The 19,095-nt window shown below is 61.4% G+C and carries 18 protein-coding genes; 13 read left to right on the top strand and 5 right to left on the bottom strand.

The annotated features are described in order from the left end of the window. Positions 1–167: 167 nt before the first annotated feature. The 13 genes from NVB75_RS16265 to NVB75_RS16200 all read left to right on the top strand — a co-directional run bounded on the left by NVB75_RS16265 (position 168) and on the right by NVB75_RS16200 (position 12,699). A complete protein-coding gene (locus NVB75_RS16265) occupies positions 168–1,433 on the top strand; it encodes a glutamate-5-semialdehyde dehydrogenase (protein WP_258348403.1) in 1,266 nt (421 codons plus the stop codon). Beyond that, a complete protein-coding gene (nadD, locus tag NVB75_RS16260) occupies positions 1,433–2,077 on the top strand; it encodes a nicotinate-nucleotide adenylyltransferase (protein WP_003215431.1) in 645 nt (214 codons plus the stop codon). Before NVB75_RS16265 ends, nadD begins: the two co-directional genes overlap by 1 nt. A 69-nt stretch (positions 2,078–2,146) precedes the next feature. After that, positions 2,147–2,641, top strand: a complete 495-nt coding sequence (gene rsfS / locus NVB75_RS16255; protein WP_003215432.1) for a ribosome silencing factor — start codon at positions 2,147–2,149, stop codon at positions 2,639–2,641. A gap of 9 nt (positions 2,642–2,650) precedes the next feature. Beyond that, entirely contained in the window at positions 2,651–3,118 is a 468-nt protein-coding gene (gene rlmH / locus NVB75_RS16250; protein WP_003185785.1) for a 23S rRNA (pseudouridine(1915)-N(3))-methyltransferase RlmH, read from the top strand. 15 nt (positions 3,119–3,133) lie between these two features. Then, positions 3,134–5,032: a penicillin-binding protein 2 gene (gene mrdA / locus NVB75_RS16245; RefSeq protein ID WP_258348401.1), complete on the top strand. Its 1,899-nt coding sequence runs from the start codon at positions 3,134–3,136 to the stop codon at positions 5,030–5,032. Between the two features lie 31 nt (positions 5,033–5,063). Beyond that, entirely contained in the window at positions 5,064–6,167 is a 1,104-nt protein-coding gene (gene rodA, locus NVB75_RS16240) for a rod shape-determining protein RodA (RefSeq protein ID WP_050543221.1), read from the top strand. Between the two features lie 17 nt (positions 6,168–6,184). Further along, entirely contained in the window at positions 6,185–7,198 is a 1,014-nt protein-coding gene (gene mltB, locus NVB75_RS16235) for a lytic murein transglycosylase B (RefSeq protein ID WP_063026905.1), read from the top strand. Further along, a complete protein-coding gene (locus NVB75_RS16230; protein WP_258348399.1) occupies positions 7,198–8,196 on the top strand; it encodes a septal ring lytic transglycosylase RlpA family protein in 999 nt (332 codons plus the stop codon). The genes mltB and NVB75_RS16230 overlap by 1 nt, the downstream gene beginning before the upstream one ends. Positions 8,197–8,381: 185 nt before the next feature. Next, on the top strand, positions 8,382–9,539 hold the full coding sequence (locus NVB75_RS16225) for a D-alanyl-D-alanine carboxypeptidase family protein (protein ID WP_017476252.1): 1,158 nt from the start codon (positions 8,382–8,384) through the stop codon (positions 9,537–9,539). An 84-nt stretch (positions 9,540–9,623) separates the two neighbouring features. Then, entirely contained in the window at positions 9,624–9,899 is a 276-nt protein-coding gene (locus NVB75_RS16220; RefSeq protein WP_003215438.1) for a DUF493 domain-containing protein, read from the top strand. Further along, positions 9,899–10,546, top strand: a complete 648-nt coding sequence (gene lipB / locus NVB75_RS16215) for a lipoyl(octanoyl) transferase LipB (protein ID WP_258348397.1) — start codon at positions 9,899–9,901, stop codon at positions 10,544–10,546. Before NVB75_RS16220 ends, lipB begins: the two co-directional genes overlap by 1 nt. Before the next feature lie 2 nt (positions 10,547–10,548). Further along, entirely contained in the window at positions 10,549–11,568 is a 1,020-nt protein-coding gene (lipA, locus tag NVB75_RS16210; protein WP_003215441.1) for a lipoyl synthase, read from the top strand. A 195-nt stretch (positions 11,569–11,763) separates the two neighbouring features. After that, positions 11,764–12,699 carry an LD-carboxypeptidase gene (locus NVB75_RS16200; RefSeq protein ID WP_258348396.1) on the top strand — a complete coding sequence of 312 codons (936 nt, stop codon included), beginning with the start codon at positions 11,764–11,766 and terminating at the stop codon, positions 12,697–12,699. Positions 12,700–12,832: 133 nt separating this feature from the next. On the opposite strand, the gene NVB75_RS16195 is transcribed toward NVB75_RS16200, so the two are convergent. The 5 genes from NVB75_RS16195 to leuS form a co-directional block, all read right to left on the bottom strand. Continuing rightward, positions 12,833–14,158 carry a lytic murein transglycosylase gene (locus tag NVB75_RS16195; RefSeq protein ID WP_258348394.1) on the bottom strand — a complete coding sequence of 442 codons (1,326 nt, stop codon included), beginning with the start codon at positions 14,156–14,158 and terminating at the stop codon, positions 12,833–12,835. Positions 14,159–14,219: 61 nt separating this feature from the next. After that, positions 14,220–14,384 (bottom strand): alternative ribosome rescue factor ArfA, encoded by a 165-nt coding sequence (gene arfA, locus NVB75_RS16190; RefSeq protein ID WP_003176285.1) that lies wholly within the window; start codon positions 14,382–14,384, stop codon positions 14,220–14,222. An 84-nt stretch (positions 14,385–14,468) separates the two neighbouring features. Further along, complete coding sequence (gene holA, locus NVB75_RS16185; protein ID WP_258348393.1) at positions 14,469–15,506, bottom strand: DNA polymerase III subunit delta; 1,038 nt, start codon at positions 15,504–15,506, stop codon at positions 14,469–14,471. Between the two features lie 39 nt (positions 15,507–15,545). Then, positions 15,546–16,151, bottom strand: a complete 606-nt coding sequence (lptE, locus tag NVB75_RS16180; RefSeq protein WP_258348391.1) for an LPS assembly lipoprotein LptE — start codon at positions 16,149–16,151, stop codon at positions 15,546–15,548. A 90-nt stretch (positions 16,152–16,241) separates the two neighbouring features. Then, positions 16,242–18,887: a leucine--tRNA ligase gene (gene leuS, locus NVB75_RS16175; protein WP_258348383.1), complete on the bottom strand. Its 2,646-nt coding sequence runs from the start codon at positions 18,885–18,887 to the stop codon at positions 16,242–16,244. Positions 18,888–19,095: the final 208 nt, after the last annotated feature.

Below are 19,095 nucleotides of genomic sequence, written 5' to 3'. Positions count from 1 at the left end.
AGGTAATACGGCTAAATGTGACAGGATGATAACAACTCCAGCCTTAATTCCCGCTGAACGTCGGGTTTTTACAGTTCATTTCGACCATCCGCCCCTCACCGCTGTCCGTAGGACGGCGTCACAGCTATAATCTGCCGCTTTCCTCTTTGCCAAGACCCCACCAGACCATGACTGAGTCCGTTCTTGACTACATGACCCGCCTGGGTCGCGCTGCCCGTCAGGCCTCGCGGTTGATCGCCCGTGCGAGCACGGCGCAGAAGAACCGCGCCTTGCTGGCGGCTGCCGACGCTCTGGATGCTTCGCGCTCCGAGCTGACCGCCGCCAACGAGCAAGACCTGGCCAACGGCCGGGCCAATGGTCTGGAGCCTGCCTTGCTGGATCGCCTGGCGCTGACGCCGGCGCGCATCGACGACATGATCGAAGGTTTGCGTCAGGTGGCCAAGCTGCCTGACCCCATCGGTGAAATCCGCGACATGCGCTACCTGCCATCGGGTATCCAGGTGGGCAAGATGCGCGTGCCCCTGGGCGTGATCGGCATCATCTATGAGTCGCGCCCGAACGTGACCATCGACGCCGCAAGCCTGTGCCTCAAGTCCGGCAATGCCACCATCCTGCGGGGCGGTTCCGAGGCCATCAATTCCAACCGTGCCATCGCCGCGTGCATTCAGCAGGGCCTGGCCGTGGCCGAGCTGCCGGCCGAAGTGGTGCAAGTGGTCGAGACCACTGACCGCGCTGCCGTTGGCGCGCTGATCACCATGCCTGAATTCGTTGACGTGATCGTGCCGCGCGGCGGCAAGAGCCTGATCGAGCGCGTGAGCCGTGATGCCAAGGTGCCAGTTATCAAGCACCTGGATGGCGTCTGCCACGTGTTCATCGACATCGCCGCCGACCTGGACAAGGCGATCCGCATCGCCGACAACGCCAAGACCCATCGCTACGCCCCGTGCAACACCATGGAAACCCTGTTGGTGCACGCCGGCATTGCCGATCGCGTGCTGCCGCCGCTGGCTGCCATCTACCGCGACAAGGGCGTTGAACTGCGCGGCTGCGAACGTACCCGGGCGATCCTCGGCAGCGACGTGATCGAAGCCACCGAGCAGGACTGGTACACCGAATACACGGCGCCGATCCTGTCGATCCGCGTCGTCGACGACCTGGACCAGGCCATCGAACACATCAACCACTACGGCTCCAAGCACACCGACGCCATTGTCACCGAGCATTTCAGCGACGCCCGGCGTTTCCTCAACGAAGTGGATTCCGCTTCGGTGATGGTCAACGCTTCGACGCGTTTTGCCGACGGTTTCGAGTATGGCCTGGGGGCGGAGATCGGTATCTCCACCGACAAGCTCCACGCACGCGGCCCGGTTGGCCTGGAAGGGCTGACCAGCGAGAAGTACGTGGTGTTCGGTGACGGTCATGTGCGCACTTGATGGGTAAACGCATCGGGCTGCTCGGCGGCACCTTCGACCCCGTGCACATCGGCCATTTGCGCAGTGCACTGGAAGTCGCGGACGCCCTCGGGCTGGATGAGCTGCGCCTGGCACCGAATGCCCGGCCGCCCCATCGCGACACGCCGCAGGTGTCTGCGCAGCAGCGCCTGGAGATGGTTCGCCTCGCGGTGGCCGGCATTGCACCGCTGGTGGTGGACGACCGCGAACTCAAGCGCGACAAACCGTCCTACACTGTCGACACCCTGGAACTGATGCGGGCCGAGTTGGCCGCGGATGACCAGTTATTTCTACTTTTGGGCTGGGACGCGTTTTGCGGCCTGCCCACTTGGCACCGCTGGGAAGAGTTGCTCCAGCATTGCCACATCCTGGTGCTGCAACGCCCGGATGCCGACGCAGAATCGCCGGATGCCTTGCGCAACCTGCTGGCAGCGCGGTCGGTAAGTGACCCTTTGGCCCTGACCGGGCCGAGCGGGAATATTGCATTCGTCTGGCAAACCCCGCTTGCGGTGTCTGCCACCCAGATCCGTCAACTGCTGGCCAGCGGGAAGTCGGTACGTTTCCTGGTGCCTGACGCGGTCCTGGCCTACATCGATGCGCACGGGCTTTACCGTGCGTCGAACTGAAAAGGCGCGCTTGAACGCACGAACAGTCGTGCAGCGAGCGCCCGAACATACGAGCAAAACGAGTTTTATATGACGAACAAAGACGTAAGCAAAGTTAAGCGCAAAGGCACGTTCAAGAGCGCTCCTCTGCCAGTAGAAGCCCACACCGGCCCTGAGCTGGCCGGCGAAGAGCTGGTCAAGGTTGCCGTGGCTGCCCTGGAAGACGTGAAGGCCCAGGACATTCAAGTCCTGGACGTGCGCGACAAGCAGAGCATCACCGACTTCATGATCATCGCCACCGGTACCTCCAACCGCCAGATCGGCGCGATGCTGGACAAGGTTCGCGAAGCGGTCAAAGCCCAGGGCGTCAAGCCATTGGGTGAAGAAGGCAAGGGCGACAGCGACTGGGTACTGTTGGACATGGACGACGTGATCGTGCACATGATGACCAGCAACGCCCGTCAGTTCTACGACCTGGAGCGTCTGTGGAAAGGCGCAGAGCAGAGCCGTGCCGCTGATGGCAAGCACCACAGCCCTGAAGTCGGCCACGCGCACTTCGACAAGCTCAACAAAGACCAGGAATAAGGAACGGCTGTGCGCCTGCGTCTGATCGCTGTCGGTTCACGCATGCCCAAGTGGGTGGAAGAAGGCTGGCATGAATATGCCAAGCGCCTGCCATCCGAATTGGCGCTGGAACTGGTGGAAATACCGCTCAACACCCGGGGCAAGAATGCCGACGTGGCCCGCTTTATCCGTCAGGAAGGCGAAGCCATGCTGGCCAAGGTCGGGCCCAACGAGCGGATCGTGACCCTCGAAGTGCACGGCAAGCCTTGGAGCACCGAGCAGTTGGCGGTGGAACTGGATCGCTGGCGCCTGGATTCGCGCACGGTCAACTTCATGGTCGGCGGCCCCGAGGGGCTGGCGCCGGAAGTGTGCGCGCGGGCGGACCAGCGCTGGTCGCTGTCGCCCCTGACACTGCCGCACCCGTTGGTAAGAATCCTGATCGGTGAACAGCTGTATCGCGCCTGGACAGTTCTGTCCGGGCACCCTTACCACAAATAATCTGCGCCCTGCCTGATGACCCAGCCGATCCGCATCAAGGACCACGAGAAAGACGCACGTCTTGTACGCGCGCGGGTGGTGTTTGGCGCGATTTTGGTGGTGGTACTGCTGGGGGTGTTGATTGCGCGCCTGTATTTCCTGCAGGTGATCCAGTACGACTATCACTCCACATTGTCGGAAAACAACCGGGTGCATGTGCAGCCGATTCCGCCGACCCGTGGGCTGATTTTCGACCGCAATGGCGTGGTGGTCGCGGATAACCGGCCCAGCTTCAGCCTGAGCATGACCCGCGAACGTTCCGGCGACTGGCAGCAGATCCTTGATGTGATCGTCGAGGTGCTGCAACTGACGCCGGAAGACCGAGTGATCTTCGAGAAACGCATGAAGCAGGGGCGCCGGCCGTTTGAGCCGGTGCCGATCCTGTTCGAGCTGACCGAAGAACAGATCGCCCGGATCGCGGTGAACCAGTTCCGGCTGCCGGGTGTGGAAGTGGTGGCGCAATTGGTGCGGCACTACCCGCAAGGGGCGCACTTCGCGCATTCGGTCGGCTACATGGGCCGGATCAACGAGAAAGAGCTCAAGACCCTCGACCCGGTCAACTACAGCGGCACCCACCATATCGGCAAGACCGGCATCGAGCGTTTCTACGAGCCGGAACTGCACGGCCAGGTGGGTTACGAGGAAGTCGAGACCAACGCCCGTGGCCGCGTGCTGCGGGTGCTCAAGCGCACCGACCCGGTGCCCGGCAAGGACATCGTGCTGAGCCTGGACATCAAGCTGCAGGAAGCGGCGGAGATGGCCCTGGGCGGTCGCCGTGGTGCTGTTGTGGCGCTGGACCCGAGTACTGGCGAAGTGCTGGCGATGGTCAGTCAGCCGAGTTTTGACCCGAACCTGTTTGTCACCGGGATCAGCTTCAAGGCCTACGCCGAGCTGCGGGATTCCATAGATCGGCCGCTGTTCAACCGCGTGCTTCGCGGCCTGTATCCACCGGGCTCGACCATCAAGCCGGCGGTGGCGATTGCCGGCCTGGACTCGGGTGTGGTCACGGCGTCGAGCCGCGTGTTCGACCCCGGCTACTACATGCTGCCCAACTACGATCACAAATACCGTAACTGGAACCGCACTGGCGACGGCTTTGTGGACCTGGACACGGCGATCATGCGTTCCAACGACACCTACTTCTATGACCTGGCCCACAAGCTGGGGATTGATCGGCTGTCGGCCTACATGGGCAAGTTCGGCCTCGGTCAGAAAGTCTCCCTGGACATGTTTGAAGAATCCCCGGGGCTGATGCCGTCCCGCGAGTGGAAGCGAGCAACCCGTCGGCAGGCGTGGTTCCCGGGCGAAACCCTGATCCTGGGGATCGGCCAGGGCTATATGCAGGCCACGCCGCTGCAACTGGCCCAGGCCACCGCGCTGGTGGCCAACAAGGGTGTATGGAACCGCCCGCACCTGGCCAAGACCATCGAGGGCGAACGCCCGGTGGATGAAAACCCGATTCCCGACATTGTGCTGCGCGACCCGTCCGACTGGACCAAGGTCAACCACGGCATGCAGCAAGTGATGCACGGCGCCCGGGGTACCGCGCGTAAAGCGGCGGTCGGCGCGCAATACCGGATTGCTGGCAAGAGCGGTACGGCCCAGGTGGTCGCGATCAAGCAGGGCGAGAAGTACGACCGCTCCAAGGTTCAGGAGCGCCACCGTGACCACGCCTTGTTCGTCGGTTTTGCCCCGGCCGACAACCCGAAGATCGTCGTGGCGGTGATGGTCGAGAACGGTGAATCCGGTTCCGGCGTGGCCGCGCCCGTGGTGCGTCAAGTCATGGATGCCTGGCTGTTGACCGAAGACGGCAAGCTCAAGCCCGAATATGGCGGCACCCCATCCAGCGTGGAGGCTACGGCCCGTGAAGAGTAACTTTGACCGCATCCTCTCCAGCGAGGATGTGATGCGCCGTCGCGCCACCTTGCTGCAGCGCATGCACATTGATGGCCCGTTGCTGATCCTGCTGCTGACCCTGGCGGCCGGCAGCCTGTTTGTTTTGTATTCGGCCAGTGGCAAGAACTGGGACCTGCTGATCAAGCAGGCGTCCTCGTTTGGCCTGGGCCTGTTGTCGATGGTGGTGATCGCCCAGTTGGAGCCGCGCTTCATGGCGCGCTGGGTGCCGCTGGGTTATGTCGCCGGGGTGTTGCTGCTGGTGGTGGTGGATGTCATGGGTCACAACGCCATGGGCGCGACCCGCTGGATCAACATCCCAGGGGTGATTCGCTTCCAGCCGTCGGAATTCATGAAGATCCTGATGCCGGCGACCATCGCCTGGTACCTGTCAAAACGCACATTACCGCCGCAGCTCAAGCACGTGGGTATCAGCCTGATATTGATCGGGGTGCCGTTTATCCTGATCGTGCGCCAGCCCGACCTCGGCACTTCGCTGCTGATCCTCGCCGGCGGCGCGTTCGTGCTGTTTATGGGTGGCTTGCGCTGGCGCTGGATCCTCAGCGTGCTGGCCGCCGCCGTGCCGGTGGCCGTGGCCATGTGGTTCTTTTTCATGCACGACTATCAGAAGCAGCGAATCCTCACGTTCCTCGACCCGGAGAGCGATCCGCTGGGCACCGGCTGGAACATCATCCAGTCCAAGGCCGCCATCGGTTCCGGCGGTGTGTTCGGCAAGGGTTGGCTGCTGGGCACCCAGTCGCACCTGGACTTTTTGCCGGAAAGCCACACCGACTTTATTATCGCGGTGATGGGCGAGGAGTTCGGCCTGGTGGGCATCTGCGCACTGTTGCTGATTTACTTGCTGCTGATCGGCCGCGGCCTGGTGATTACCGCCCAGGCGCAAACGCTGTTCGGCAAATTGCTCGCCGGCAGCCTCACCATGACGTTTTTTGTTTACGTTTTCGTCAACATCGGTATGGTCAGTGGCCTGTTGCCGGTGGTTGGGGTGCCGTTGCCGTTCATTAGCTACGGCGGAACTTCGCTGGTGACATTGATGTCAGCGTTTGGGGTTTTGATGTCGATCCATACCCATCGTAAGTGGATCGCACAGGTTTGAATAAGGTGAAGATGTCAATGCAAGTAATGCGCGGCTGGGCTGCTCGGCACGTGTCCTGGATGGGCCTGTTGGGCCTGCTGGGGGCCGCTGTGCAGGAAGCGCAGGCCGGCGACTACGACGGCTCGCCCCAGGTCGCCGAATTTGTCGGTGAGATGACCCGTGACTATGGTTTCGCCGGTGAACAGCTGATGGGCGTGTTCCGCGAGGCCCAGCGCAAGCAGGCAATTCTCGACGCCATCTCCCGGCCCGCCGAACGCGTGAAGCAGTGGAAGGAATATCGCCCGATGTTCCTGACCGATGCCCGTGTGGCGCGTGGTGTGGACTTCTGGCGTCAGCACGAAGCCGTGCTGGCCCGCGCCGAGCAGGAATACGGGGTGCCGGCCCAAGTGATCGTGGCCATCATCGGCATCGAAACCTTCTACGGCCGCAACACCGGCAGCTACCGGGTGATCGACGCCTTGTCGACCCTGGGCTTCGATTACCCGCCGCGTGCCGAATTCTTCCGCAAAGAGCTGCGCGAGTTTCTGCTGTTGGCCCGTGAAGAGCAGGTCGACCCGTTGACCCTCAAGGGTTCCTACGCCGGGGCCATGGGCTTGCCGCAGTTCATGCCGAGCAGCTTTCGCGCCTACGCCGTGGACTTTGACGGCGATGGTCATATCAATATCTGGAGCAACCCCGATGATGCCATCGGCAGTGTTGCCAGCTACTTCAAGCGTCATGGGTGGGTAGCCGGCGAGCCGGTGGTGATCCGCGCCGATGTCACGGGTGATCGCGCCGACGAAGGCCTGACCCAGGGTATCGAGCCCGTCAAGACGGTGGGGGAGTTGCGGGCGCTGGGCTGGTCGAGTCAGAATGCGCCACGCGATGATATGCCGGTGACGGCGTTCCGCCTTGAAGGCGAGAACGGCCCGGAATATTGGATGGGCCTGAAGAATTTCTACGCAATCACGCGTTATAACCGCAGTGTGATGTACGCCATGGCCGTGCATCAGCTGTCAGACATGCTGGTCCAAGCACGGGGCGTCAAGTAATGCCGGTATCACCGATGTACAAACCCCTGAAGCTGGTGGCTTACGCCGCATTGTCGTTATTGGTGGTCAGTTGTTCCACCAGCCGTGCACCGGTGCAGAAAACCGGTGGCACTGCCGTCCGCTCCCAACCGGGGCTGGACATCAACCGCGCCCACAAAGACGGCGCGCCGTGGTGGGATGTGGATGTGTCGAAGATCCCGGACGCCACACCGACCCTGCACACCGGCCCGTACAAGGCCAACCCCTACACCGTGCTGGGCAAAAACTACTTCCCGCTGCAAGACTCCAAGACCTACGTGCAATCGGGTACGGCGTCCTGGTACGGGACCAAGTTCCATGGCCAGAACACCGCCAACGGCGAAGTGTATGACCTCTACGGCATGAGCGCGGCGCACAAGACCCTGCCACTGCCCAGCTATGTACGCGTGACCAACCTGGACAACAACCGCTCGGTAATCCTGCGGGTCAATGACCGTGGGCCGTTCTATTCGGACCGGATCATCGACTTGTCCTACGCCGCCGCGAAGAAGCTCGGGTATGCCGAGATCGGCACGGCGCGCGTGAAGGTTGAAGGCATCGACCCGGCCCAGTACTGGGCCCAGCGTGGCAAGCCGGCGCCGTTGATGCTTAACGAGCCGCAGACCCCGCAACCGCAAGTGACCGCTTCGGCCGGCAAGATCGAACAGTGGACGCCACCCCCGGCGCAGCATGCCCCGGACACGGTCGTGGTTCCGCATGCAGCGCCAGGGGCGTCTACCGTGGGCGGGCAGTACCTGCAAGTCGGCGCTTTCGCCAACCCGGACGCGGCAGAGCTGTTAAGGTCCAAGCTCAGCGGGATGGTCAACGCGCCGGTATTTATCAGCTCTATTGTGCGTAACCAGCAGACCCTGCACCGTGTGCGCATGGGCCCGATCGGCTCGCCGAGCGAGGTTGCGCAAGTACAGAACAGCGTGCGCCTGGCCAACCTGGGGCAACCCAGCGTGGTCACCGCCGAATAAGCGATACAAAGGATTGATGGTTCAGGCTCGCATGCGGGTTTGAACCCTGGTTGTTGGCTCGTTGAACAATAAAAACCCAGGGGCAAGGGGTGGGCGTACAACCGAACACGCGACAGTCTGGCGACGGGCTGTCTGAATAGTTTTGCCCGCGAGGGCAAGTTTCCATAAGCAATTTCGAGAGACGGATGAACATCACCACCTTAGCCAAACGCACGTGCCTGCTTCTTTCGCTGATCATCACCCCGGCCGCCTGGGCGGTTGAAATGGTGCCAGCTTCCCCGCAACTGGCTGCCAAGGCCTGGGTCCTGATGGACGCCGCCAGCGGCAACGTGCTGGTGGAGAACAACGGTGACCAGCGCCTGCCCCCAGCCAGTCTGACCAAGCTGATGACCGCCTACATCGCGACCCTGGAAATCCGTCGCGGCCAGATCGGTGAAAACGATCCGGTGACCGTCAGCGAAAACGCCTGGCGCACCGGCGGTTCGCGGATGTTCATCAAGGTCGGCTCGCAGGTGACTGTCAGCGACCTGCTGCACGGCATCATCATCCAGTCCGGTAACGATGCCAGCGTGGCCTTGGCCGAGCACATCGCCGGCAGCGAAGACGCGTTCGCCGACATGATGAACAAAACTGTGGCCGACCTGGGCATGACCAACAGCCACTTCATGAACCCGACCGGCCTGCCGAACCCGGAGCACTACTCGTCGGCTCACGACATGGCGATCCTGGCCCGCGCGATCATTCGTGTCGACCCGGTGCACTACGCGATCTACTCCCAGAAAGAGTTCTTCTGGAACAACATCAAGCAACCTAACCGCAACCTGTTGCTGTGGCGTGACAAGACCGTCGACGGTCTGAAAACCGGTCACACCGACGAAGCGGGCTACTGCATGGTGTCGTCCGCTGTGCGTGACGGCCAGCGCCTGATTGCCGTGGTATTCGGTACCAACAGCGAGCAGGCCCGTGCGGCCGAGACGCAGAAGCTGCTGACCTATGGCTTCCGTTTCTTCGAAACTCAGACCTTCTACCAGAAAGGCACCGAGCTGGCTCAAGCCCCTGTGTGGAAAGGCGCGACCCATCAAGTCAAGGCCGGCCTGGCTGAAGACCTGACCCTGACCATGCCTAAAGGCCAGCTCAAGAAGCTGGTGGCCAGCATGACCATGAACCCGCAGCTGGTCGCACCGATCGCCAAGGGCGATGTCATCGGTAAGGTCGAAGTGAAGCTGGACGACAAGGTGGTGCACAGCGCCGACCTGATCGCTCTGGATGCCGTCGACGAAGGTGGTATCTTCCGACGCGTGTGGGATAGCATCCGTCTATTCTTCTACAGCTTGTTCAACTGATAGTGTGCACCTGCATGACCCCGCGCTGATCCGGCGCGGGGTTATGCCCGTCGCCACGGCTTACGCTTACGAGGCCGTTACGCCATGACCGATACCGAAGTAAAGGCGCCAAAGATCGAATTCCCAAACGTGGACTATCCCGTCAAGGTGATCAGCGATACGGGTGTGGGCAACAAAGACAAGATCATCGAGATCGTCAAGAAACACGCAACGATCAACCATGACCGCGTGGATGAGCGTCAAAGCACCAACGGCAAGTACACCACCATTCAGTTGCACATCGTTGCGACTGACCAGGACCAGCTCTACAACATCAACAGCGAACTGCGGGCCACCGGCTTCGTGCACATGGTGTTGTGATGTCACAGACCCTGGGCTTTCGCGAGCTCGGCCAAATGGCATACGAGCCGGTGTGGCACGCCATGCAGCGGTTCACCAACGAGCGCGGCACCGAAGCCCCGGATGAAATCTGGCTGGTGGAACACCCGCCGGTTTTCACCCAGGGCCAGGCCGGCAAGGCCGAGCATTTGCTGCTTCCGGGAGAAATCCCGGTGGTGCAGGTCGACCGCGGCGGGCAGGTGACTTACCATGGCCCAGGCCAATTGGTGGCTTATCTGTTGCTGGACGTGCGCAGGCTGGGTTTTGGCGTACGTGAGCTGGTCAGTCGCATGGAGTCATGCCTGATAGAGTTGCTGGTCAGCTACGGTGTGACCGCGGCGGCCAAGCCGGATGCACCGGGGGTTTACGTAGAGGGCGCGAAAATCGCCTCCCTGGGCCTGCGGATTCGCCACGGCTGTTCCTTTCATGGCCTGGCCTTGAACGTGGACATGGACCTGGCGCCGTTTCGACGGATCAATCCCTGCGGTTACGCCGGTTTGGCGATGACCCAGTTGAGTGATCACGCAACACCACTAGAATTTGCCGAGGTAAGTGCCCGGCTGCGCGCGCAGCTCGTCAAACACCTCGACTATGCTGAGCAGACGACCCTAACGGGCGGAATCGACTGATTATGACTACTGATGCAGTGCAAACCATGATCCCGACGCTGGATGTTACCGAGCGTCCGGCCCCGCGTGCCAAGGTAGAAGCCGGCGTCAAGCTGCGCGGCGCCGAGAAGGTTGCACGCATCCCGGTGAAGATCATTCCGACCACCGAACTGCCGAAAAAGCCTGACTGGATTCGCGTGCGTATCCCGGTTTCGCCGGAAGTCGACCGCATCAAGGCCCTGCTGCGCAAACACAAGCTGCACAGCGTGTGCGAAGAAGCGTCCTGCCCGAACCTGGGCGAGTGCTTCTCCGGTGGCACCGCGACCTTCATGATCATGGGTGACATCTGCACCCGTCGTTGCCCGTTCTGCGACGTTGGCCACGGCCGGCCGAAGCCACTGGACGTCAACGAGCCGGAAAGCCTGGCCATCGCCATCGCCGACCTGAAACTCAAGTACGTCGTGATCACCTCGGTAGACCGTGACGACCTGCGCGACGGCGGTGCCCAGCACTTTGCCGACTGCATCCGCGAGATCCGCAAGCTGTCGCCGAACGTGATGCTCGAAACCCTGGTCCCGGACTACCGTGGCCGCATGGACGTGGCGCTGGAAATCACCGCCGCCGAGCCGCCGGATGTGTTCAACCACAACCTGGAAACCGTACCGCGCCTGTACAAGGCTGCGCGTCCGGGTTCGGACTACCAGTGGTCGCTGACCCTGCTGCAGAAATTCAAGCAGATGATGCCGCACATTCCGACCAAGTCCGGCCTGATGCTGGGCCTGGGCGAAACCGACGAAGAAGTCATCGAAGTCATGAAGCGCATGCGCGAACACGACATCGACATGCTGACCCTCGGCCAGTACCTGCAGCCATCCCGTAGCCACTTGCCAGTACAGCGCTTCGTGCACCCGGACGTGTTCGCCTGGTTTGCCGAAGAAGGCTACAAGATGGGCTTCAAGAACGTCGCTTCCGGCCCGCTGGTACGTTCCTCGTACCACGCCGACGAGCAGGCGAAACTGGTCAAGGCCAGCCTGGTTTCGTAAGTCTCGCCCTCACTGTAGGAGCGAGCTTGCTCGCGAAGAACTCAAGAGCACCGCGCGCATCCAGGATGCGCGCGTTATCGTTTACGACCTTCGCGAGCAAGCTCGCTCCTACAGGTTGCGGTTAAGTCATCCTCTTCTGTTTGCAACCATTGCTGTTTAGAGTGCCTTGGGCAATCCACACGAGGAGAACCATGGATGACGACTCAATTGACCACTTGTGCGGTACCTGCGCTGCGCGCCGAAGGCGTGATCGGGCTGATTGCCCCTGCCGGGCCGGCCGAGCTGGATATCGACAAGGCCACGCAATGGATGCGCGCCCGGGGCTACACACTACGGATTTTCCCGGGTGTAGGCGAGCGGGATGGTTACCTGGCCGGCAGCGATGACGTACGCCTTAATGACCTGCACGCGGCGTTCGCCGACCCGTCCATCGACGCGATTTTCTGCCTGCGCGGCGGCTACGGCACCCCACGCCTGCTGGACCGCCTGGACTTTGACCTGCTGCGGGCCAATCCCAAGCCATTTGTCGGCTACAGCGATATCACCGCGTTACACCTGGCGATCAACCGCTATGCCGGTTTCGTCACCTTCCACGGGCCGATGTACAACGCTGACCTGTTGGGCGAAAAGCAACAACCTACCGAGTCGTCGCTGTTCAGCATGCTGCGGGGGCAGGTGAAAGCCGGTAGCCAGCTGACTCACCCGGTGGCCTACCCGTTGACCACCGTCGAGCCGGGCATCGCCTGTGGGCGTCTGCTGGGCGGCAATCTATCGATGATCGCAGCGGTGATGGGCACGGCGTATGAGATTGATGCCGAGGGCATCATTCTGTTTATCGAAGATGTTAACGAGCCGTTGTACCGCATTGATCGGTTGCTCACCCATTTGCGCCTGGCCGGCAAGTTGGCGCAGGTGGCGGGTGTAGTGGTGGGGGATGTAGCGGGCGTTGATAGTGCTGCACTTGAGCGATTGCTGAAGCAGACCTTCGAGCCGTTGTGCATTCCGGTACTGTCCGGCTGGCGCAGTGGGCACTGCAATCCGAACCTGACCTTGCCGATGGGCGCGAGGGTGCGGTTGGATGCGGGGGAGAGGCGGTTGGTGTTGGAGCAGGATGTGGTGTTTAAGGCCTGAGATTTGTAGCGCCGATAAAGGCCTCTTCGCGAGCAAGCCCGCTCCCACATTTCGATCGCGTTCCTTCAGGAAGTGCACGGTCAAAATGTGGGAGCGGGCTTGCTCGCGAATGCGGTAGCAGCCATACGCCGATCTATCGGCTTTGCAGCGACTCCAGCAACTTCACCGTCGGATACCCATCGGCCGGCCAGCCCAGCGATTGCTGTGCCGCACGAATCGCCTTGCGGGTGTTGGCGCCGATGATCCCGTCCGGGTTGCCCGCATCGTAACCATGAGCGCTGAGCACCGTCTGCAAATCAATCCGCTGTGAGCGGCTCAACGGCAGTTCATCTTTCGGCCAGCCCCCACGAATCACGCCACCGCCACCGAACCGTTCCGACAACAAGCCAACCGCCAACGCATAGGACGACGAGTTGTTGTACTTGAGGATCGCGCGGAAGTTATCCAGCACCAGGAACGCCGGGCCACGATAGCCGGCGGGCAGCAGCAGGGCGGCAGAAAGCTGGTCGACGTTGGCCGGCACGCTGGCGCCAGGCGGTACCTGGATGCCGAGCTTCAGCCATTCGCCTACGGTTTTACGCACGCTGCCATCGGCCAAGGCGTAATCGAAATTCAACGGCAGTTGCTGCACCTCAAAACCCCACGGCTGGCCTTTCTGCCAGCCGGAGCTTTGCAGGTAGTGCGCGGTGGAAGCGAGGGCGTCGGCCGGGCTGTTCCAGATATCGCGGCGACCGTCGCCGTCGAAGTCCACGGCGTGGGTGTTGTAGGTGGTCGGGATGAACTGGGTCTGGCCCATGGCGCCGGCCCAGGAGCCTTTCATCTGGTCAGCGGCGATGTCGCCATGCTGGATGATTTGCAGCGCCGCCAGCAGTTGAGCGTGGGCGAACGCCGGGCGACGGCCTTCATACGCCAGGGTCGCCAGGGAGCGGATCACTGAATTGTTGCCCTGGAACTGGCCGAAGTTACTTTCCATGCCCCACACCGAGACCAGCGCCTGGCGGTCGACGCCATAACGATCCTCAATGCGTTGCAGGATGTCGGCGTACTTCACCAGCAACGCCTGGCCATTACGGACACGCAGTGGGGACAGGGCGCCATCCAGGTATTCCCACACCGGGCGGGAGAACTCCGGCTGGCTGCGGTCGGCGCGGATCACCGCCATGTCGGGTACGACATTGGCGAAGGCTGTGTCGAAAACCTGGGGCGTGATCCCTGCCTTCAGGGCTTCCACGCGAAAGCCTGCCTGCCATTCGGCAAAGGTCTGGGTCGGCTGGATATCAAGGTTGTCCACCGCCAGTGGCGCAACGACGGCAGGCGCGGCTACCGGTGCAGTCTGGAGCGGGGGCAGGGGTTGAGCATCGGCGGCGGTGGGTTTTTCCGCGCAGGCGACTAACAGAATGAGGCTGGAGGCAGCGATCAGTTGGCGAAGGTGCCAACGACGGGAAAGACTAGAGGGCATGCACAGGTCCAGGGAGTACGAATCAGGTACAGACCTTATCATGCCAGAGGGGCGCTTGCCTTCAGGCAGCCAGAAAGTAAGAAGCCTCCCAGCTATTAGACTGGAAGGCTTCGCGGCGGTAGCTGCCTTTGCCTTTGCCGGCTCGTTCCTGGCGACTGCGGAACAACGGCTGGGCGATGATGGATTTGGCCTTGTTGGGGCCATGCTTGGATGGCTTTTTGCTCATGATGGGTACTCTTTGGCGGGTTGATGATGCGGTGCGAATCATCGGCCGAAGTTTGGATTCTGTCCAGCCCAGCGATACGTAGGACTATTCAGCAGGCAGCGCCAAGCGCTGTCCTGACATCAAAAGTGACAAACGACTCAAGCTCATCCACGGCGATCCAGCCGCCTGGCCCTTGATCTGCGCGTCAATGCGCTGGGCCTCGAGCAGCAATTGCGCCCAGCGTTGCGCCGAGTGCCGTTGCAGGGCTTTGCTGATCAGCGGTTTGCGCTTGTCCCACACCGGTGGCCGTGCCTGGCTGAAGGCTTTGTCCAGCGGGATGCCCTGGCTGTATTGCAGGGCAATATTGGCCAGCAGGCGTAATTCCCGGGCCAGGGCCCAGAGAATCACCGGTGGCTCGACGCCTTCGCCGCGCAGCCCTTCGAGCATGCGCAAGGCGTGGGCGGGTTCGCCGTTGAGGATCGCGTCCACCAGGCCAAATACGTCAAAGCGCGCGCTGTCAGCCACGGCGCCTTGTACGGTTTCGACGGTGATCTGGCCGCCTTCAGCCATCAGCTTGAGCTTTTCGATTTCCTGGGCGGCTGCCAACAGGTTGCCTTCCACCCGCGCCGCGATCAGCTCTACGGCGTCCTGACTGGCACTCAGCCCGGATTGTGACAGGCGCTGACGGATCCACTGCGGCAGCTGGCTGCTGTCCACTGGCCAGATCTGTATGAACTGGGTCTGACCGCCTTCCACCAGCGCCTTGCCCCACTTGGTTTTTTGCGCGCTGCCATCAAGCTTGGGCAGGCTGATCAGCAGCAGCGTGTCTTCGGCAGGGCGTGCGCAGTACTCCATCAATGCTGCCGCGCCTTTATCGCCGGGCTTGCCCGAAGGCAGGCGCAGTTCCAGCAGGCGTTTTTCGGCAAACAGCGACATGCTCGCCCCGGCTTGCAGCAGCGTGCCCCAGTCGAAACTGGCGTCGGCGCTGAATACCTGGCGTTCATCGAAGCCCTGTTGCCGGGCGGCCGTGCGAATCGCGTCCGCAGCCTCCTGGCACAGCAGCGGGTCATCACCGCTGACGATGTAGACGGGCGCGAGGTTGCCTTGCAGATGCTTGGCGAGTTGGGCGGGGGCAAGTTTCATAGGCGGGGCGAACGGGGCGCCTGAGGCGCCCCGTCTGGCTTACTCAGCTGGGACTTCGACAGGCGACTGTTTAGGCTGGCTGTTTTCATACTCTTGCGCCGCTTTCAGCGCATCGGCATCTGCCTTGGCCTTGTTATCTGCCGTTTGCTGCAGTTGATCCAGTTTTTCCGGGGTGATCAGTTGCAGGCGCAGAACCATGCGCTGCACCAGCTCACGACGCATTTCCTTGCGCACCTGGATGGTTTCGGAGTCCGAACCCACCAGGTTGTTGCCGTCGTGGCTCACGACTTTCTGTACCTGGATCTTGTCGCCCATCAGCGGCAGGTGGTCATGGCCCTGGATTTCGAAGAAGAGCGTGGTGCTCAGCTCGATGTCCGAAGCACGCCCGGCACTGGCGTAGCTGAGGTTGCGCTGATCTTCTTTCTCATCCACCAGGTTCAGTTTGTAAGCTGCGCCTGAATAGACTTTGACACCACTGCTTTCCAGGACCTGGCGCAGCTGTTGAACGGTCTCGCCGTAGGAGTTACGGGCGGTGACGTCCAGTTCCTTGATCGCCAGTTCGGTGTGGCCGGTGCCGCGCAGCTGGAAGCCGCAAGCGCTCAGTAGCACGGCAAGGCCCATAACCAGCAGATTGCGTTTGATCATTTTGATGCTCCCCTTGAAACCATGTGGGCCTTATCGAGGCCCTGGAGGTTTTGTTCGGCGCCAGGGTTATTCCCTTGGCGCCCGATCCGATTAGCTAGCGACGATATTGACCAGTTTGCCGGGCACCACGATCACTTTGCGGATCGTCAGGCCTTCGGTGAAGCGCAGCACGTTCTCATTGGCACGGGCGGCGGCTTCGACTTCTTCACGGCTGGCGCTGGCTGGCATGTCGATCTGGCCACGCAGCTTGCCGTTGACCTGAATCACCAGTTGCAGCGTGTCCTGTACCAGGGCGCTGTCATCCTGTACCGGCCAGCCGGCATCGATGACGGCGCCGCTGTGGCCCAAACGGCTCCACAGGTCGTGGCAGATGTGTGGCGTGATCGGTGCCAGCAGCAGGGTGACCGTTTCCAGGCCTTCCTGTACCAGCGCGCGGTCCTGCTCGGTGGCCTGCGGTGCTTTTTCCAGCACGTTCATCAGCGTCATCACCTGGGCGATGGCGGTGTTGAATTTGTGGTGCTGGCCCACGTCCTGGCTGGCGTGCTTGATGGCCAGGTGGGTGCTGCGGCGAATGGCTTTTTGCTCATCGCTCAAGGCTGCCACGTCCAGTTTGCCCGGCAAGCCCTGGCTCACATGGGCGTGCGCCAGGCGCCAGACGCGCTTGAGGAAACGGTGCGAACCCTCTACGCCGGAGTCGGACCATTCGGCGCTCATGTCAGGCGGCGAGGCAAACATCATGAACAGACGGCAGGTGTCTGCGCCGAACTGGTCGATCATCGACTGTGGGTCGACGCCGTTGTTCTTCGACTTGGCCATCTTCTCGGTGCCGCCGATTTCCACCGGCAGGCCGTCGGAAATCAACTTGGCGCTGATCACCTTGGCCTTGCTGTCACGCACCAGCTCGACGTCCGCCGGGTTGAACCAGGTGTAGGCGCCATTGGCTTCGCGACGGTAGTAAGTTTCGGCAATCACCATGCCCTGGGTCAGCAGGTTCTTGAACGGCTCATCGGAGCTCACCAGGCCTTCGTCACGCATCAGCTTGTGGAAGAAGCGCGCGTACAGCAGGTGCAGGATGGCGTGTTCGATACCGCCGATGTACTGGTCTACCGGCAACCAGTGGTCGGCCGCGGATTTTTCCACCAGGCCGCCTTCATAGTGCGGCGAGGCGTAGCGGGCGTAGTACCACGAGGACTCCACGAAGGTGTCCATGGTGTCGGTTTCACGCTTGGCCGGGGCGCCGCAGTTCGGGCAGGTGCATTCGTAGAATTCAGGCATGCGCGCCAAGGGCGAACCGGCGCCGTCCGGCACCACGTCTTCCGGCAGCACGACCGGCAATTGGTCTTCCGGCACCGGCACGTCACCGCAGGTTTCGCAGTGGATGATCGGGATCGGGCAGCCCCAGTAGCGTTGGCGGCTGATGCCCCAGTCACGCAGGCGGAACTGGGTGCGCGAGGCACCGAGGTTTTTCTTGATCAGCGCGACTTCGATAGCGTCGAACGCCCCTTCGAAATCCAGGCCGTCGAACTCGCCGGAGTTGATCAGGGTGCCATGCTCGCCGTAGGCGTCTTGCCACGGTGCTGGGGTTTCATCCCCGGCACTGGTTTTGACTACAGCCTTGATCGGCAAACCATACGTCGTAGCAAATTCAAAATCCCGCTCATCGTGCGCCGGGACCGCCATTACTGCGCCATCGCCATAGTGCATAAGTACGTAGTTAGCGACCCAAACCTGTAAAAGCTCCCCTGTTAGCGGATGTCTTACCGAGTTACCCGTCCACATTCCACGCTTTTCTTGAGTTGCAATGGATTCTTCCGAAACACCGCCTCGGCGGCATTCGTTGATAAATTCCGCAAGATCTGCATTTTCAGGACGCTTAGCAGCAAATGTTGCTAGAGGGTGTTCGGGGGCTACAGCCACATATGTCGCACCCATCAAAGTGTCAGGTCTAGTGGTGTACACCGACAGAGTTTCGGACCACTCATCGTTGCCATACGGCACTTTGTAAGGGGTGCCCTCTAAAGTTCGCGCGTAGGGGAACTTGACCTCCATGCCACGGGACTTGCCGATCCAGTTGCGTTGCATGGTCTTGACCTGCTCGGGCCAGCCCGGCAAATCGTCGAGGCTCGACAAGAGTTCATCCGCGTAGGCGGTGATCTTGAAGTAGTACATCGGGATTTCGCGCTTTTCGATCAGCGCGCCGGAGCGCCAGCCGCGGCCGTCGATCACTTGTTCGTTGGCCAGTACGGTCTGGTCCACCGGGTCCCAGTTCACGGTGCCGCTCTTCTTGTAGATCACACCTTTTTCGAACAGGCGAGTGAACAGCCATTGTTCCCAGCGGTAGTAATCAGGCTTGCAGGTGGTCACCTCGCGGGACCAGTCCACCGCCAGGCCCAGGCTGCGCAGCTGGGTCTTCATGTAGGCGATGTTTTCGTAGGTCCACTTGGCGGGCGCTACGTTGTTCTTCATCGCGGCGTTTTCCGCCGGCATGCCGAAGGCGTCCCAACCCATGGGTTGCAGGACATTCTTGCCCAGCATGCGCTGATAGCGGGAAATGACGTCGCCGATGGTGTAGTTGCGCACATGCCCCATGTGTAGCTTGCCGCTGGGGTAAGGGAACATCGATAGGCAATAGAAAGTCTCCTTGCCTGGCTGTTCACTGACTTCAAAGGACTTTTGCTCATCCCAGAACGACTGGGCGGCATTTTCTATTTCACGGGGCTGATATTGTTCGTGCATGGCTACTTTTGAACTGAATAGGGGTGGCCTAATCCTCTTCGGTGCAACGTTCAGGTTGATCGACACCAAAAAGCGGCGCGTCCGTGCCCAAACCCTGCGGGAAGTGGAGTTACAGGAAGCGCCGTAGCATACATGACCCCACTCTATCGAGGGAAACCCTGATTGCGCGGCCGAGGCCGTTGGTCGCGGCGTCGGGCAGGCGGGGCCA

Source organism: Pseudomonas sp. CBS (assembly GCF_024734645.1).
GTDB lineage: Bacteria > Pseudomonadota > Gammaproteobacteria > Pseudomonadales > Pseudomonadaceae > Aquipseudomonas.
Note: the sequence above shows the minus strand (reverse complement) of the source record. Positions and strands in the feature narration are given on the sequence as shown.